The following is a 17357-nucleotide window of genomic DNA, read 5'->3' as shown; positions in this document are numbered from 1 at the left end:
GCGCTCTCTCCTGATCAGCGTTTGTAGGTTTGTTTGACGAAGGGCAGGGCGGAAACCGTGATGGGCAGATACTTGCCGCGCACCTCCGCAAAAAGCTTTGTGCCGTTCCCGGCATGGGCGGTTTCGACGTAACCCATGGCGACCGGGCAATCGACGCTCGGTCCGAAGCCGCCCGAGGTAACGGAGCCGACAAGCACCGTGCCGTCCGGATCGGTAAAAAGCTTGGCGCCGCCACGGACCGGAGCCCGTCCTTCGGGCTTCAGGCCGACGCGCCGCCGGTCGGTTCCGCCTGCAAGTTCTGCAAGGATGCGATCGGCGCCGGGAAAGCCGCCGGCGCGCTCGCCGCCGGCCCGGCGACTCTTCTGGATTGCCCATTCGAGCGCCGCCTCGATCGGCGTCGTGCCGGTGTCGATATCGTTGCCGTAAAGACAGAGGCCGGCCTCAAGGCGAAGCGAATCGCGGGCGCCGAGACCGATTGCCAACACGTCCGGATGTTCGAGCAGGCGCTGCGTCACGTCGACCGCCGACGCGGTCGGAACTGAAATTTCGAAACCGTCCTCGCCCGTATAACCGGAGCGGGAAATGATGCAGGCGACGTCGTGGAGATCAGCCTCCGCCAGGTCCATGAAGCGCATCGAGGCGACATCCGCCCAAAGCTCGCAAAGCACCGCCTCCGCACGGGGACCCTGAAGCGCGATGAGGGCGCGGTCGTCGAGCAGCGTGACGTCGCAGGCATCGCCGAGCCCGTCTTTCAGATGCGCGTAGTCGGCGTCCTTGCAGGCCGCGTTGACGACGAGGAAGAGATGGTCGCCGCGATTGGCAATCATCAGGTCGTCGAGAATTCCGCCTTCCGGATTGGTGAAAAGCCCGTAGCGCTGGCGACCTTCGGCAAGGCCCAGCACATCCACCGGCACGAGCTTTTCGAGCGCCAGCGCCGCATCGGCGATCCGGCCGGACTTCGGGCGAATGGCGATCTGGCCCATGTGCGACACATCGAACAGGCCGGCGGCGGCACGGGTGTGCAGATGTTCCTTGAGCACGCCCTCGGGATATTGCACCGGCATCTCATAGCCGGCGAAAGGCACCATGCGCGCACCGAGCGACAGATGCAGGGCATGCAATGGCGTATGATTCAAGCGGGAGATAGGTTCCAAATCCGGCCTCCAGGTCTGGCGCATGGCGCGCCGGCTCACACTACCGGCGTCAAACGCCGACAAATTCGAGCCCCCTCTGTCCGTTTGCCTGAGATTGTTATCCCTTCGGCGAGCGTAACCGCTTCTCTCCAGAGTCCTACCGGCACCTTGCTGGTCCTTTGGCCTGAGAGTTTCCGGGGCGGTTGCTCCTTCGGCACCGGGTTGAACCGGTTTCTCCCAACAAGATCGTCTCCAGATAACGGCGAAGTCCGGATGTTGGCAAGGGTGAATGTCGCGATGGAACATATTTTTGTCGTCCTGGCTTCATCGGCGCCGGCGGCCACCTGCGGCAAATCGGCCTTTGCATTTGCCGCAGGTTGTGGCTAACGAAGAGACGACAGAGAGGCGACGATGATCGGGCAACGGGACAGATGGCGAATTGCCGTGCGGCTGCTTGCCGCTGTCGCGCTCGTTTTCCTGTCTTTCGCCCACAAGCCCGCACTCGCAACCGGCCAAAACGCGGCACTCGCAGCCGAATATCGTCTGCCGGACGGCTCTTTCGCGGAGATCTGCTTCGGCACAGAGGGTGTCGATCACAGGGGCAGCAAATCGGTTCCGATCGCTCCGAGTTGCGAAGCCTGCCGGCTCGCGGCGTCGGTGCTTGTGCCCGAGCCGCCGCAGGCAAGCGTGCGGGCCTACAAAGGCAACTGGCTGGCGGAGCCACCTGTTGCCGAAATTCGAGTCGCACTGTCGCCCTTGCGCCTCCTGCCGCCCCCACGCGGACCCCCATCCTGTCGTAACGCTCTCCCGTAGACTTAAAGTTCATCACGCCGCTTGGCGGCATTGTCCACGAAGCCCGTGTTTTAGGGTGCGTGGTCCGGAGATTACGACATGACCAAGACCAGATTTACCCTTCTTGCCGCCGGCCTGACGCTCGCTGCCGCGGGCATGGCCCATGCACACGCAAGCTTCGAAGTCGATAACACGCCGACCGAAGAGACCTTCAAGACGGTGCTGCAGGTGCCGCATGGCTGCGACGGCAAACCGACGACCGAGGTGCAGGTGAAGCTGCCGGAGGGTTTCGTCTTCGCCAAGCCGCAGCCGAAGCCCGGTTGGGAGCTCGAGATCATCAAGGGCGACTACCAGAAGACCTATGACAACCACGGAACGAAGGTTTCCTCCGGTCCCGTCGAAATCCGCTGGAAGGGCGGAAATCTGCCGGACGAATTCTACGATACCTTCGTCATCCGCGGCAAAGTCTCGGGCTTCGACAAGGAAACCGTGCTCGCCTTCCCGACAACGCAGCTTTGCGGCTCCGAGGCAAAGGTCGTCTGGGACCAGGTGCCGGCCGCGGGAGAGGACGCGCACGCGCTCGAATATCCGGCACCGACGATAACCGTGACGCTTGCCAGCGAGGAGCAGGCTCAGGGCGGGCATGGCGCGCATCCGGCCGGGTTCGGCCGGGTCGGAGTCGGCGATCTCGAAATTTCGGGCGGTTCAGTCAAGGCGATGCTGCCGGGTGCCAAGGTCGGCGGCGGCGGCTTTGTCATCAAGAATACAGGAAGTACCGACGACCGGCTGATTGCTGTCGAAAGCCCGGCGGCCGGCCGCGTCGAACTGCATGAAATGGCGATGGAAAACGACGTCATGAAGATGCGCAATCTCGGCGACGGAATCGCCATTCCGCCGGGTGAGACCGTAGACCTGAAGAGCGGCGGTTTGCACCTGATGTTCATGGAGCTGCAGAAGCCGTTCGCCGAGGGAGACACTGTGCCCGTCACGCTCACGTTCGAGAAGGCCGGAAAGGTAGACTATGTGCTGCCGGTGGGGGCGGCCGGCGGCGAAGCGGCTGGCCACAAGCACAAGTAAGTCCTGCCGTTTGCGACTTCGGGAGCGGGTCTGCAGGACCCGCTCCCACCATCAAGACCCTTGGATGAGCTGGTCGAGCATGGCGGCGATTTCGTCCGCCTGCTCCTCCTCATCGGCAGCTGGTTCGTCCTGCTTGTCTTCACGGCGATCCTCCTTCCTCTCTGGCAGATTTCATTTGCGAGCCGGTGAAACCCGGCGCTCGGATTTTATTTGAATCCGAGCGGTTTCCGGGATCGGCGATCGGGCTTGGGCGTTATTTTTGCTGGTCTGTCGGCTCGCGGTTCTCAGGGTCGTCCTTGAGGCATGAACCCGCTTCACCGGACAGACTGGAGGACCATCAGATGCTGAAAATGACACTCACGATCTTTGCGACGGTTTTGAGCCTCGTATGCGCCCCGGCGACAAACGGCGCGGAACCGGCGGAAAAGGCGGCGGGACAACAATCCATGCCGACGCCGAAGAAGACCGGCCATCTCGCCGTCAATGGCATAAACTACTACTATCAGGTCTATGGCGAGGGTGAGCCGGTGCTGCTTCTCCACGGCGGTCTCGGCATCATCGAGATGCTGGGGCCGAATCTCGCGAAATTGGCCGAGGGCCGTGAAGTGATCGGCGTCGATCTCCAGGGACATGGACGCACGCCTCTCGGCAATCGGCCGATCGACCTCGCAGCGATAGGCGCCGACATGGGCATCCTCGTCAGGCAGCTCGGCTACGACCAGATCGACGTGCTCGGCTATTCGATGGGAGGTGGCTCGGCCTGCACATGGCGGCGCAGGTACCGGAAACGGTGCGTCGCCTGGCGCTCGTCTCCACCCCGTTTGCGAAGAATGGCTTCTATCCCGAGATGATCGAGGCTCAGGCCAAGGTCGGATCCGGCATGGCGGAGATGATGAAGGAGACGCCGATGTACAATTCCTATGCCGCCGTCGCGCCCGATGTGACTGCGTTCCCGAAACTGCTGGATGCGATGGGCGATCTGATGCGGCGCGACTACGACGCGTCCGCTGCCGTCGCCAAGCTCACTATGCCGGTCATGCTCGTCTATGGTGACGGCGACATGATCCGCCTCGAGCATATCGTCGATTTCTACCACAGGCTCGGCGGCGGGCTGAAAGACGCCGGCTGGATGCGCGAGAACATGTCGAATAACCGCCTGGCGATCCTTCCTGATCTGACGCACTACGACATCTTCGTCTCTCCGAAGCTTCTCGAAACTGTACTGCCCTTCCTCAATGGCGAGAGCGGCGCGAAAAGCTGGGCAGAGGCGGTGGATGGGAAGTAGGTCGAGGCGCGCGCGGGCATTCCTCGACAAGAGAACCGTCCTCTTTCGGTCGTCTATGCCGACGGTTGAGCGAGTTGTACAATCACAGCTCAATGAAGAGAACCAGCGCAGATGCTGCGCCAATGAAGGAGCATCGGGGAACTCGGTCAGGAAGGACGGGCCATGCGTGCTTTGCTGCTGCTAGTAACGCTTTTTACTCTCGCTGCATGTTCTCAAACGGGAAGAACCACCGTTCACAACCCCTATTCGCCCGAGTCGGGAGACTACTATCCGGGCATCGTGCCGCCGACGCAGTTCTAGAAGGCTATCCGGAGCCTGCCACAGGTAGCGTAAGCAGGCGGCTTACGCCGGCAAATTTCTGCCGGTCGCATCTACGGGATGAGAGCACCGAATAAGGGAATTGATCCTTCGAGATGGGCGGAATATCAATGGCCGTCAATCCTTTAGGAAAGGGGCCGAGATTCATGCGCACGATTCTATTGTTGCTCGCGCTCGCAACGCTCACGGCATGCTCGCAAACCGTCCACGTCGGCGGTGAAGGCGAGTACTACCAGGGCATCGTTCCGCCGCGGTGATCGGGGGATCATCTTCGGGTTTGGCCGAATGGCGCACGAGAACACATGAAGGGCGCTCGACCCTTTCGGGGAGCGCCCTTCAAACCCGGAAGACGCGACGGCGCGCGACAAAACTGTCGGCAGGCGGTCCTCGATACGGGTGGTGAGCGATAGATGGGGACGCTCAGCCGGATTTCAAGAGATCATACCGGCAAGCGTCTGCTGCTAACTGGTCAGAAACGCTTCTTCAGGAAATAGCGTGGAATGGCGCCCGGTCCACCCTCGAGTTCGCCGAAGAGTTGGAAGCCGAGTTTTTCGTAGAAGGGCCGTGCCTGGAATTCAAACGTGTCCAGCCACATGCCGATATAGCCACGCGACCGGGCGATCTTTTCCGCCTCCTCCATCAGCCGTCGTCCGAGGCCCTGGCCGCGATACTCGTCCGGGACGGCGAGATACCTGACGAACGCCCAGCCGTAGCCGTCGCTCGCATAAAGCCCGCCGGTGGCGGCGCGCGTTTGCGGGTCGCGGATGATGACGGCAAAGCCCGCCTGGTCGACCATGCCGCTATAGGCATTGTTGTAGGCGTCGAGTGTCGCGATGATGGCGCGGATGTCGTCCGGGTTGGGGTTGTCGGGAACGATGTCGAGGAGGGGAGCGGACAGATTCAATCTCGACTGTCTGGAGGAGGGGTGACTGATCCGGCGATCACCAGACACCACGCGGGTGTCCGATGACAAGCTCAGCCGTTAGTAGGCCATACGCACGCCGCCGGGCGTTGCGGCGCTGAAATCGGGAACGGGGTTTGGCCCGTACCATTGCGCATAAGTCGTATTGCCGGCGCCGGTGCTTGCGCAACCCGAGAGGGACGCAAGTGCCAATGCAGCGGCGATCAGATATTTCAGGGGCATGGAATCTCCAATTCTGATTCGTCTAGCGAGGAACAACTTGCGGTATCCGCAAATGTCAGTCCATCGGTTTCACATCGGCCCACCGGTGCCAAGCTCCGCAAGGTTCCGATATCAGGTTGATGGATTCCGAGCGCCGAAGCAGGCCGGCTGTAGCAGGAGGCCCTCGGGCGGGACCGGCACCGACATCAGCGGGCAGGGGCTTGCCTGGCGCGGTTCTGCAATGGGCAACCTCTCACGTAGCCGGAGGTCGCTGGCATGAAGGGTCGACGACATCGCTTGGGTAGGAGCGCTCCAAGCAGACTGATCCGATCATGCCGTGAGATCATCGAGAAAATCCCGGCACCAGCGCGAAACGTCGTGTTTCAGCAAGTGATCCATCATCCTCTTCCATCGCTCCTTCCGCTCTTCGAGCGGCATGCTGAGCGCGCGCGCCATGGCGTTTGCGGTACCCTCTATGTCGTATGGGTTGACGAGCAGCGCTCCCTTTAGTTCGCGGGCAGCTCCCGCGAAACGAGAAAGCACAAGCACGCCCGGATCGTCCGGATCCTGCGCGGCCACGTACTCCTTTGCGACCAGATTCATTCCGTCTCGAAGCGGGGTCACGAGGCCGACTTTGCCGAGCCGATAAAGCCCCGCAAGAATGTGGCGGCCTACGGAGCGGTTGATATATCGTATGGGCACCCAATCGACGGCGCTGAGCGCGCCGTTCACCCTGCCGGCCTGTTCGGCGACAGTGCGTTGCATGGCTTCATATTCCGGTACTTCGGAGCGGGACTTCGGCGTGATCTGCAGATAGGTGACACGCCCCCGCTGTGCCGGATTGGCAAGGATGAAGCGCTCAAACGCTTCGATGCGCTGCGTGATTCCCTTGGAATAATCGAGGCGATCGACGCCGATGATCAGGCTCCGGCGTTCGATGCTTTCACGCACTTTTTGGACCGTGTTGCTGGTCGATGCCTTCTTGGCGAATTCGGCAAAGGCCGCGGTCTCGATACCGATTGGATAAGCGCCGCCCTTGAAGATGCGGCCATAGGCGCTGAAGCGGCCGCCGCCAAGTTCGTCGCCGATGCCTTCCCGCCTAAGACAGCCGGCGAAGTTCTCGAGGTCATGGTCTGTCTGAAAGCCGACGACATCGTAGTGCGACAGGCCACGCATGATTTCCTCATGAACCGGCATGGTGAAGAGCACGTCCGCAGGTGGCCAGGGAATGTGAAGGAAGAAGCCGATGCGGTTCTTCAAGCCCATTTGACGCAGTTCCGCGGCGAGAGGGATCAAGTGGTAGTCGTGCACCCAGATGACGTCATCGGGCTTGACAAGCGGCGCCAGCCGATGAGCGAAGAAGCGGTTGACGCGGAAGTATCCGGCCATTTCCTTGCGTCCGTATTCGGCGAGATCAAGCCGGTAGTGGCAGATCGGCCAGAGAACGCGGTTGGCGAAGCCGTGGTAGTATTCCTCTACATCAGTATCGGTCAGATCCGATAGCGCATAGGTGATATTGCCCTGCTGCAGTTCCGCAAGCGGCTGCGCCTCGTGCTCGCCACTCGATTTTCCCGACCAGCCCATCCAAATGCCGCCATGCTCTTCGAGGGCGACTTTCAGCGCGACCGCTAGGCCACCGGCGGGCGCAATGCCGCCCTTGTCCGGAACGGGTACGCGATTGGAAACAATGACGAGACGGCCCATGCCGAATTCCTTTCGTGCAAGCAAATATATCAGGTGCTCAAAATATTCAGGAGACCAACGCGGCGATGATGCCCCGCAAGACCTCTGCAGAGGGGATGGTGCCGAGCGCTTCGCTCGCCGGTAAACGCGATCCGATGCGGATCGAATGACCGCCGAGCCCATTGACCGTGCGAAACATCGTTTCGTCGGTCACATCATCCCCGATCGCGATCGCGCGTCTGCCGGCAAACGGCGGCTGGGCGAGAAATGCCGCAACGGCGTCGCCCTTGTTGGCTCGGGCCGGACGGATTTCGATGACCATCTTGCCGTGCTGGATTGCCCAGTCTGGTCCTGCTCGATACAACGCCCGTTCCATCAGGGGTTCAAGGTCGAGTCGTCTGTCCGGCGCAAGCCGGTAGTGGGCGGCGACCGCCGCTCCCTTGTCCTCGATCAGAACGCCCGGCCAGCTCGCAGTAGCGGCGACAAGCTCGGCCTTCAGCCGCTCAAAATCCGCGGTCTCTGCGGCTTTGTGCACGCGGCCATCCGGGTCGCGGCGCTCGGCACCATGAAGCCCCGCAATGGGAAAATGGGCCGGCGAAAAAAGCTGGTCGGCATAAGCAAGGCCGCGACCGGTCACAAGTGCCAGGGTGCCGCCGAGCTTTCTCGACAGTGCATCGAGATTTTCAGGCAGCGACGGCGGAACGGCTACGGCGTCCGGCGTTTCAGCAAGATCAAGCAACGTACCATCGATATCGAGGAACAGGGCCCAGCATTCGGGATTGGTCGAGAGAGCGGTGAGAATGAAGTCTTTTCCTGAAACCGGATTCGGCTTTGAGGCGTTGAGTAACTGTTTGCGGTATGACATGAGGTCCTATTTATGTCGGACTCCGCCATCGGCAACCGTGCTTTTCCATTTTGAAGCGATGTGCCGGGCTTGCAACGGTCCACATCGATAGCGCATCGCAAAGCAGGGCGATGTCAAAGCGAGAGCCATATGATCGGAACCGGTGCATTTCGCACCGGCTCCGTGCTATGAAGTCCACCGCCGTCCAACGAGGGGTCATATGAGCGACGACAACATCATTAAGTTTGACCGACGGAAACCAAATCAGAAGCCAAGGTCAGTCAATCAATGGCAGCGCAAGGCCCTTACCTGGCTCGCGGTAATCGCGGCATTGATCCTGGTGTGGGCGTATTACCAGTTCATCGCGCCGCCGAGCCTAACATGAGAACGGGTGGAATTGCTTTCTCCAGCCAACGCGGATTGCCATCTCCGGTGATTTATCCGGGCGAGCACTCCAGGCGCTCCCTCGTCATCAGTAAATAGCTGCGTTCCTCCGCAGCCCGCGCAAGAGCATTCAGGCGTACTCAGTTAAGCAATTCCGGGCACCGCGGAGGTGCCCGGAAGAAAATCGCCTTGTTTCACCAGCAGTTGCTGCGTGGTGGTGATGGCTGCTGCTGTTGCTGACCGATAATCAGCTGCAGCCACTCGTGGCGCCGCACGTGTCGCACTTCTCGCAGGTGCCGTTCCTGACCATCGTGAAGTTCTGGCACTCGGAGCACATGTTGCCGGTGTAGCCCTGCATGATCGAGCGGGCGCGGCGTTCCGCTTCGACCTTCTTGGCTTCCGACTTGGCAGCGGCGGCCTCCGCGGCGGCCTTGTCGGAGAAGAGGGCGGTGACTTCCTGCTCGACTTCTTCGGCGGTCTCCTCGGCGAGCTCGGCGGCGCGCTCCTCATAGTCGCGCTTGAAGGCGACGACCTCCGAGCTGGCAATGGCCGTTGTGGGCTCCAGCTTGCGGGCGGCATTGCCGGCAATCGAGGTCACCGTGGCGCCGCCGGCGGCGCGGGCCGGAGCGCCGGTCGAGGCACCCTTCGGCTCCGAGCGGTCGCCCGTGCCGCCGACGATCGTCGGCTTGTAGCCGCGCGTCCAGCCGGTCGAGACGAGGTTGGTCTTGCCTTCCTGAATGCCGCGGCCGAGCGCCGTGTTGCTGAAGTCGGAGGTGTCGACATGGGCGAGGTCGTGACGGCCGAGATAGGAGACGGCGAGTTCGCGGAACACGTAGTCGAGGATCGACGTTGCGTTCTTGATCGCGTCGTTGCCCTGGACCATGCCGGCCGGCTCGAACTTGGTGAAGGTGAAGGCCTCCACATATTCCTCGAGCGGCACGCCATATTGCAGGCCGAGCGAGATGGCGATGGCGAAGTTGTTCATCATCGCGCGGAAGGCGGCCCCTTCCTTGTGCATGTCGATGAAGATCTCGCCGATGCGGCCGTCGCCGAATTCACCGGTCCGCAAGTAGACCTTGTGACCACCGACGATCGCCTTCTGGGTATAGCCCTGACGGCGGTTCGGCAGCTTTTCCCGGGCGCGCACGACCTTCTCGATGACGCGCTCGACGATCTTTTCGGTGACGGCGACCGCTTGCGCGGCGCCCGGCGCCTGCAGCAGTTCTTCAAGCGCGTCCTCGTCTTCCTCGTCCTCGATCAGCGAGGCGTTCAGCGGCTGCGACAGCTTCGAACCATCGCGGTAGAGCGCATTCGCCTTCAGTGCCAGCTTCCAGGAGAGCATGTAGGCGTTCTTGCAATCCTCGACGGTCGCCTCGTTCGGCATGTTGATCGTCTTGGAAATGGCGCCCGAGATGAACGGCTGGGCGGCGGCCATCATGCGGATGTGGCTTTCGACCGAAAGGTAGCGCTTACCAATCTTGCCGCAGGGGTTGGCGCAATCGAAGACCGGCAAGTGGTCGGCCTTGAGGAACGGCGCGCCTTCGAGCGTCATGGCACCGCAGACATGGATGTTCGCGACTTCGATGTCCTTCTTCGAGAAGCCCAGGTGCTCGAGGAGATTGAAGTCCATCGAGGCGAGCTGCTCGTCCGTGACCTTCAGCGTGTCCTTGAGGAAGTCGGCGCCGAGTGTCCACTGGTTGAAGACGAACTTGATGTCGAAGGCGGATTTCAGCGCCGTGTTGAGGGCGTCGACCTTGTCGTCGGTGAAGCCCTTGGCTTTCAGCGTCGAAGGATTGATGGCCGGCGCCTGGTTGAGATTGCCATGGCCGACCGCATAGGCCTCGATCTCGGCGATCTGGCTTTCCGAATAGCCGAGGGTGCGCAACGCCTCCGGCACGGCGCGGTTGATGATCTTGAAGTAGCCGCCGCCGGCGAGCTTCTTGAACTTGACCAGCGCGAAATCGGGCTCGATGCCGGTGGTGTCGCAATCCATGACGAGGCCGATCGTGCCTGTCGGCGCGATCACCGTCGCCTGGGCGTTGCGGTAGCCATGCTTCTCGCCGAGCTCGACGGCCTTGTCCCAGGCGCTCTTGGCGTGCGCGATCAGATCCTGGTCCGAGCAATCGGCGTGGATGAGGGCGACCGGGTCGACCGACAGGCCCTCATAGCCCGTGGTTTCGCCATGGGCGGCGCGGCGGTGGTTGCGCATAACGCGCAGCATGTTGTCGCGGTTCGGCGCGAAGCCGGGGAAGGGGCCGAGCTTGGCCGACATTTCCGCCGAGGTCGCATAGGCAACGCCGGTCATGATGGCGGTCAGCGCGCCGGCGATGGCGCGGCCTTCGGCCGAGTCATAGGGAATGCCGGTGGACATCAGCAGGCCGCCGATATTGGCATAGCCGAGGCCGAGCGTGCGGTATTCATAGGAGAGTTCGGCAATCTCACGTGACGGGAACTGCGCCATCATCACCGAAACTTCAAGCACGATCGTCCAGAGACGCACGGCGTGTTCGTAGTCGGCGATGTTGATCCGCTTGTTGGCGGCATCCTTGAACTGCATCAGGTTGAGCGATGCGAGGTTGCAGGCCGTGTCGTCGAGGAACATGTATTCCGAGCACGGGTTCGACGCGCGGATCGGCCCCGCCGCCGGGCAGGTGTGCCAGTCGTTCATCGTCGTGTTGAAGTGCAGCCCCGGATCGGCCGACGCCCAGGCCGCATAGGAAATCGACTCCCAGAGATCACGAGCCTTCAGCGTCTTCATCACCCGGCCGTCCTTGCGGGCCGTCAGGTGCCATTCGCCGTCGGCCTCGACGGCGCGCAGGAAGTCGTCCTTGATCGAGACGGAATTGTTGGAGTTCTGGCCTGAAACCGTAAGATAGGCTTCCGAATCCCAGTCCGTGTCGTAGGTCTTGAATTCGATGTCCTTATAGCCCTGCCGGGCGAACTGGATGACGCGCTTGACATAGTTTTCCGGTACCAGAGCCTGTTTGGCAGCGCGGATCTCGCGCTTCAGCGCCGGGTTCTGTTTCGGGTCGAAGCAGGCATCATCGCTGCCGTCGCAGTTGATGCACGCCTTCATGATCGCCTTCAGGTGCTTGGCGACGATCTTCGAGCCGGTGACGAGTGCGGCGACCTTCTGCTCTTCCTTGACCTTCCAGTTGATGTATTCCTCGATATCCGGATGGTCGATATCGACGACCACCATCTTGGCGGCGCGGCGCGTCGTGCCGCCCGACTTGATGGCGCCGGCAGCGCGGTCGCCGATCTTCAGGAAGCTCATCAGGCCGGAGGACTTTCCGCCGCCCGAGAGCTTTTCACCCCCGGCGCGCAGATGCGAGAAGTTGGAGCCGGTGCCCGAGCCGTATTTGAAGAGACGCGCCTCACGCACCCAGAGGTCCATGATGCCGCCCTCGTTGACGAGGTCGTCGGCGACCGACTGGATGAAGCAGGCATGCGGCTGCGGGTGTTCGTAGGCGGACTTCGATTTCGTCAGCTTGCCGTTGAAGGGATCGACATAGAAATGACCTTGGCCGGGGCCGTCGATGCCATAGGCCCAGTGCAGGCCGGTGTTGAACCATTGCGGCGAATTCGGCGCGACGCGCTGGGTGGCGAGCATATAGGCAAGCTCGTCACGGAAGGCGCTAGCGTCCTCTTCCGTGTCGAAATAGCCACCCTTCCAGCCCCAATAGGCCCAGGTGCCGGCGAGGCGATCGAAAACCTGGCGGGCATCCGTTTCGGAACCGTATTGCTCGTCCTTCGGCAGCGCCTTCAGCGCCTCCGTGTCGGGTACCGAGCGCCACAGGAAGGAGGGGACGCCGTTTTCTTCGACGTGCTTCAGCTTGGCCGGCACGCCCGCCTTGCGGAAATATTTCTGCGCGAGAATGTCGGCCGCGACCTGGGAGAACTGCGCCGGCACGTCGATATTGGCGAGGCGGAAGACGATCGACCCGTCCGGATTCTTGATCTCGCTCGTCGCCTTGCGGAATTCTATCTCGGCATAGGCCGATTGCCCTGCCTTCGTGAACCGACGTTCGATCTGCATTGTCCCGTCCTTCGTTGCCATGCGCCAAGGCGCAGTTAACCTCGCCCGGCCGCGAGGGTCCGCAGCCAGCTTCAGCTTCCGTTCACTAGAGGAAACCCAATACCCGGGTGTTCCGTATCTTGTGGTGATGCTGGCTGCAATCACTAAATATAGTATTAACAGGTTCTTTATGCCAGCCTTAACATTGTTTCGGTGCCCCTCGAATCGCGCAAAATTCCGCCGCTGCGGCCACGCGAGATCACCCGCTTCAGCCACATGCCAGAACCGACGATATGGGGGAATGAACCGGCTTCTCAACTTCCCGGTTCGCCGCCGTCGCAACGTGCAATCCATTAACCGTGAATCGCCTTGGGGCGTCAAGGGGTGGTTTGTGACGGAAATTTGAGCGCTATATCTTGTGTGGATCGACTGTGGAAAACGGGGACATCAACCAAGCCGTTGAAAATCAGGGACTTCCGGTGGCTATCTTGCAACAGGCGGCGACCGGGGAAAGAAAATGAGAGTTTTCACGGGTAAAAAAACAGGTAACGGGGCATCCCGCGGTGCTACTAGCAATTGCGGTGCGCGCCGGAATGTGAAGCGATCGCTTTCGTGATTCGGCTGACTATATGTTGTGCCTGAAGGGCCAGCACCCGAAGTCCGGTACATGCCTCGAATCGCATGTGAACGCGACCATGGCTCTCTTGCGGGGGCTCTCGTGCGGGACTCTCTTGCGCTTGCGTTAGCCCACTCGCTTCTGCAATTCCCGCGCGCCGTTCGGAGCATTGACCTTGCCCGAACTGATGAAAAAGGCAAAAACATCGCGTGGCGCCTTCTTCGCCTTTCGGTCTGGCGCGCTCTTTTCCAATCCGTCCGGCTCGCCGCCGGCGGCAAAGGTCTTGAGCCTGTCGGCCCAGAGATCGAGGCCCGCCGGTGGATAGCAGGTCTTGACGTCGTCGCTGCCCTTCTGCAGCCGCGCATAGACGAATTCTGCGGTCACATCGGCAATCATCGGATAGTCCTCGTGCTCGGCGAGAACCACCGCCGCCTTGTATTTATCCAGAAGCTCCACGAAATCCGGTACCTGGAAGGAAGGATGGCGCACTTCGACGACGTGCCGGAGCTTGAGGCCGTCCTGCTTTTCCGGCAGGAGCTTCAGGAAGCCCTCGAAGTCGTCCGGCTCGAATTTCTTGGTCGGCGCGAATTGCCAGAGAATGGGACCAAGTCGGTCGCCGAGTTCCGTCAAACCCTGCGTCAGGAATCGCTCCATGGATTCGCCGGCTTCCGCCAGGACCTTGCGATTCGTCACGTATCGGCTTGCCTTCAGGGAGAAGATGAAGCCGTCCGGCACCTCCGCGGCCCATTTGGCGAAGGTTGCCGGCTTCTGCGAGCTGTAATAGGTGCCGTTGACCTCGATCGCGCGGAGTTCCTTGCCGGCGAATTCGAGCTGCCGCTTCTTCGCAAGATCGGAGGGATAGAAGCTGCCCTCCCAGGGCTCGAAATTCCAGCCGCCGATGCCGACGCGGATTTTCCCGGTTTCTGCCATAATTTCCTCCTCGAAGCCGTAAGCGCGCCCGCGCTTCTCATCTCATTCGACAGTCTCGCCCGCCACCAGGCAGATCCCCGCAAGGCACAAAACTTGGCGGATCCCTATAGGAACCGCCACCCGTTTCTGTGAGCAGCAAGTCCGCCGACGTCCAACCGCTTGCCCAGCCATAGAAGGCGCGCCGCCCGATCACTCCGCCGCGACGACTTTCCTCACCGGACGTCGCTCCAGAAGCTCCTTCAGGAACTGCCCGGTATAGGAGCGTGGTTCCTTCACGACGTCCTCCGGCGTTCCTTTCGCGATGACCTCGCCACCGCCGTCGCCGCCTTCCGGCCCGAAGTCGATGACCCAGTCGGCCGTCTTGATGACTTCGAGATTGTGCTCGATCACGACCACCGAGTTACCCTGGTTGACGAGTTCGTGCAGCACTTCAAGAAGCTTGGCTACGTCGTGGAAATGCAAGCCGGTTGTCGGCTCGTCGAGAATGTAGAGCGTGCGTCCGGTCGAACGCTTCGACAGTTCCTTGGCGAGCTTCACGCGCTGCGCTTCGCCGCCCGACAGCGTGTTCGCCTGCTGGCCGATCTTGATATAGCCGAGCCCGACCTGGTTCAGCGTCACAAGCTTGTCGCGCACGGCGGGAACGGCCGAGAAGAATTCGACACCTTCCTCCACCGTCATGTCGAGAACGTCGGCGATCGACTTGCCCTTGAAGTGGACGTCGAGCGTTTCCCGGTTGTAGCGCTTGCCATGGCAGACGTCGCAGGTGACGTAGACATCCGGCAGGAAGTGCATTTCGATCTTGATGACGCCATCGCCCTGGCAGGCCTCGCAGCGGCCGCCCTTGACGTTGAAGGAGAAACGGCCGGGCTGGTAGCCGCGCGCCTTCGCCTCCGGCAGGCCCGCGAACCAGTCGCGGATCGGCGTGAAGGCGCCGGTATAGGTCGCCGGGTTCGAGCGCGGTGTCCGGCCGATCGGCGACTGGTCGATATCGATCACCTTGTCGATATGCTCGAAGCCATCGATCCGATCGTGATCGGCGGGGTTTTCGCGCGCCCCCATGACGCGGCGGGCGGCCGCCTTGTAGAGCGTTTCTATGAGGAAGGTGGATTTGCCGCCCCCCGAAACGCCGGTGACGGCGGTGAAGACACCGAGCGGGATCGACGCCGTCACATTCTTCAGATTGTTAGCCCGCGCCCCTACGACAGTGATTTCGTTCTTCTTTTTCGGTTTCCGCCGTTCGCCGGGAACCGCGACGCACAGTTCGCCGGAGAGATATTTTCCGGTCAGAGACTTGGGATTGGCCATGATGTCGGCGGGCACCCCTTCGGCGACGATCTCGCCGCCGTGAATGCCGGCGGCCGGACCTATGTCAACGACATGATCCGCCGTCAGGATCGCATCCTCGTCATGCTCGACGACGATCACCGTGTTGCCGATGTCGCGCAGATGCCGAAGCGTGTCGAGCAGGCGGGCATTGTCGCGCTGGTGCAGGCCGATCGACGGCTCGTCGAGCACATAGAGCACGCCGGTCAAGCCTGAACCGATCTGCGAGGCCAGCCGGATGCGCTGGCTCTCGCCGCCGGAAAGCGTGCCGGAATTGCGCGACAGGCTCAGATATTCGAGGCCGACATCGTTCAGGAAGCGCAGCCGCTCGCGGATTTCCTTCAGAATGCGCACGGCGATCTCGTTCTGCTTCGTGCTGAGATGCTCGGGCAAGGCCTCGAACCAGTCGCGCGCGGAGCGGATCGACATGTTGGTGACCTCGCCGATATGCAGCCGGTGGATTTTTACCGCCAATGCCTCCGGTTTCAGCCGGTAACCGGCGCAGGCGGGGCAGGGAGCGGCCGACATGAAGCGCTCGATTTCCTCACGCGCCCAGGCACTGTCGGTCTCCTTCCAGCGCCGCTCGAGATTGGGCACGATGCCCTCGAAGCTCTTCGTCGTATTGTAGGAGCGGGCGCCGTCCTGATAGTGGAAGGTGATCTTCTCGTCCGTGCCATGCAGGATCGCCCTCTGCGCGTCCTCGGAAAGCTCGCTCCAGCGATTGCCGAGCTTGAAGTCGAAGACCTTGCCGAGCGCCTCAAGTGTCTGGTTGTAATATGGCGAGGTCGATTTCGCCCAAGGCGCGATGGCACCGTCCCGCAAGGTCCGGTTTGGCTCGGGGACGATCAGCGCCTCATCAATCTTCTGCTGACTGCCGAGACCGTCGCAGGTCGTGCAGGCGCCGAAGGGATTGTTGAACGAGAACAGCCGCGGTTCGATTTCCGAAATGGTGAAGCCGGAGACCGGGCAGGCGAATTTCTCCGAGAACAGCACGCGCTCATGCGTTTCGTTCAGCGACTTGTTGGCGGAGCCACCGGCGGCTGTCTCTTCCGGCGGCAGCGGCTTGTCGGCGAATTCGGCGATCGCCAGTCCGTCGGCAAGCGTCAGGCACGTCTCCAGGCTGTCCGCCAGCCGGGCGGCGAGGTCAGCGCGTACGACGACGCGGTCGACGACGACATCGATGTCGTGCTTGTACTTCTTGTCGAGCGCCGGCGCGTCGGCGATTTCGTAGAACTGCCCGTCGACCTTGACGCGCTGGAAGCCCTTCTTCATCAGTTCGGCGAGTTCCTTCTTGTACTCGCCCTTACGGCCGCGCACGAGCGGCGCAAGGATATAGAGCCGCGTGCCTTCGCCGAAGTCCAGGACGCGATCGACCATCTGGCTGACCGTCTGGCTCTCGATCGGCAAGCCCGTCGCCGGCGAGTAGGGGACCCCGACGCGGGCAAAAAGCAGGCGCAGATAGTCGTATATCTCGGTGACCGTGCCGACCGTCGAGCGCGGATTGCGCGACGTCGTCTTCTGTTCGATCGAGATTGCCGGCGACAGCCCGTCGATCTGGTCGACGTCCGGCTTCTGCATCATCTCCAGGAATTGCCGGGCATAGGCCGACAAGCTTTCGACATAGCGGCGCTGGCCCTCGGCATAGATCGTGTCGAAGGCCAGCGAGGATTTGCCGGAGCCCGATAGGCCGGTCATCACGATCAGCTTGTTGCGCGGCAGATCAAGGTCGATGCCCTTGAGATTATGCTCGCGCGCGCCGCGAATGGAGAGGGTCTTGAGTTCGCTCATCGGAAGCCAGTTTTGCATGTCGGTTGAAAGCCCCCTATGTAAT

At 61.6% G+C, this 17357-nt stretch carries 11 protein-coding genes, 1 pseudogene and 1 riboswitch; of the genes and pseudogenes, 4 read left to right on the top strand and 8 right to left on the bottom strand.

All coding sequences use genetic code 11. The annotated features are described in order from the left end of the window. Nucleotides 1-14: 14 nt before the first annotated feature. Nucleotides 15-1178, bottom strand: a complete 1164-nt coding sequence (gene gcvT / locus CO676_RS10385; protein WP_179875442.1) for a glycine cleavage system aminomethyltransferase GcvT — start codon at nucleotides 1176-1178, stop codon at nucleotides 15-17. Between the two features lie 117 nt (nucleotides 1179-1295). Beyond that, a riboswitch (glycine riboswitch) is annotated at nucleotides 1296-1383 on the bottom strand. Nucleotides 1384-1544: 161 nt separating this feature from the next. Between gcvT and CO676_RS10380 the strand changes: the two genes are divergently transcribed. The 3 genes and pseudogenes from CO676_RS10380 (at nucleotide 1545) to CO676_RS10365 (ending at nucleotide 4287) form a co-directional block, all read left to right on the top strand. After that, nucleotides 1545-1946, top strand: coding sequence for a hypothetical protein (locus CO676_RS10380; protein WP_097520729.1), 402 nt, complete (start codon nucleotides 1545-1547; stop codon nucleotides 1944-1946). Nucleotides 1947-2024: 78 nt separating this feature from the next. Then, on the top strand, nucleotides 2025-3002 hold the full coding sequence (locus tag CO676_RS10375; RefSeq protein WP_097520727.1) for a DUF1775 domain-containing protein: 978 nt from the start codon (nucleotides 2025-2027) through the stop codon (nucleotides 3000-3002). Nucleotides 3003-3343: 341 nt separating this feature from the next. Continuing rightward, nucleotides 3344-4287, top strand: a pseudogene (locus CO676_RS10365) (alpha/beta hydrolase). Nucleotides 4288-5074: 787 nt separating this feature from the next. Here the strand turns inward: CO676_RS10365 and CO676_RS10360 are convergent. The 4 genes from CO676_RS10360 to otsB form a co-directional block, all read right to left on the bottom strand. After that, the gene (locus CO676_RS10360) at nucleotides 5075-5509 is read right to left on the bottom strand and encodes a GNAT family N-acetyltransferase (protein ID WP_245424291.1); all 435 of its coding nucleotides are present in this window, start codon (nucleotides 5507-5509) and stop codon (nucleotides 5075-5077) included. Between the two features lie 78 nt (nucleotides 5510-5587). Continuing rightward, a complete protein-coding gene (locus CO676_RS10355; protein WP_014764496.1) occupies nucleotides 5588-5749 on the bottom strand; it encodes a hypothetical protein in 162 nt (53 codons plus the stop codon). Between the two features lie 309 nt (nucleotides 5750-6058). Then, on the bottom strand, nucleotides 6059-7432 hold the full coding sequence (otsA, locus tag CO676_RS10350) for an alpha,alpha-trehalose-phosphate synthase (UDP-forming) (protein WP_097520843.1): 1374 nt from the start codon (nucleotides 7430-7432) through the stop codon (nucleotides 6059-6061). Nucleotides 7433-7478: 46 nt separating this feature from the next. After that, on the bottom strand, nucleotides 7479-8276 hold the full coding sequence (gene otsB, locus CO676_RS10345) for a trehalose-phosphatase (protein WP_097520725.1): 798 nt from the start codon (nucleotides 8274-8276) through the stop codon (nucleotides 7479-7481). Nucleotides 8277-8475: 199 nt separating this feature from the next. On the opposite strand from otsB, the gene CO676_RS35185 reads away from it, so the two are divergent. After that, complete coding sequence (locus CO676_RS35185; protein WP_097520723.1) at nucleotides 8476-8640, top strand: hypothetical protein; 165 nt, start codon at nucleotides 8476-8478, stop codon at nucleotides 8638-8640. 246 nt (nucleotides 8641-8886) lie between these two features. Here the strand turns inward: CO676_RS35185 and CO676_RS10335 are convergent, their stop codons facing one another. From CO676_RS10335 to uvrA, 3 genes are all read right to left on the bottom strand, one after another. Then, a complete protein-coding gene (locus CO676_RS10335; protein ID WP_097520841.1) occupies nucleotides 8887-12678 on the bottom strand; it encodes a vitamin B12-dependent ribonucleotide reductase in 3792 nt (1263 codons plus the stop codon). A 721-nt stretch (nucleotides 12679-13399) separates the two neighbouring features. Then, nucleotides 13400-14203 (bottom strand): DUF72 domain-containing protein, encoded by an 804-nt coding sequence (locus tag CO676_RS10330; RefSeq protein WP_097520721.1) that lies wholly within the window; start codon nucleotides 14201-14203, stop codon nucleotides 13400-13402. Between the two features lie 189 nt (nucleotides 14204-14392). Next, nucleotides 14393-17314, bottom strand: coding sequence for an excinuclease ABC subunit UvrA (uvrA, locus tag CO676_RS10325; protein ID WP_097520719.1), 2922 nt, complete (start codon nucleotides 17312-17314; stop codon nucleotides 14393-14395). Nucleotides 17315-17357 lie beyond the last annotated feature (43 nt).

Source organism: Sinorhizobium sp. BJ1 (genome assembly GCF_002531555.1).
Lineage (GTDB): Bacteria > Pseudomonadota > Alphaproteobacteria > Rhizobiales > Rhizobiaceae > Sinorhizobium > Sinorhizobium fredii_B.
Note: the sequence above shows the minus strand (reverse complement) of the source record. Positions and strands in the feature narration are given on the sequence as shown.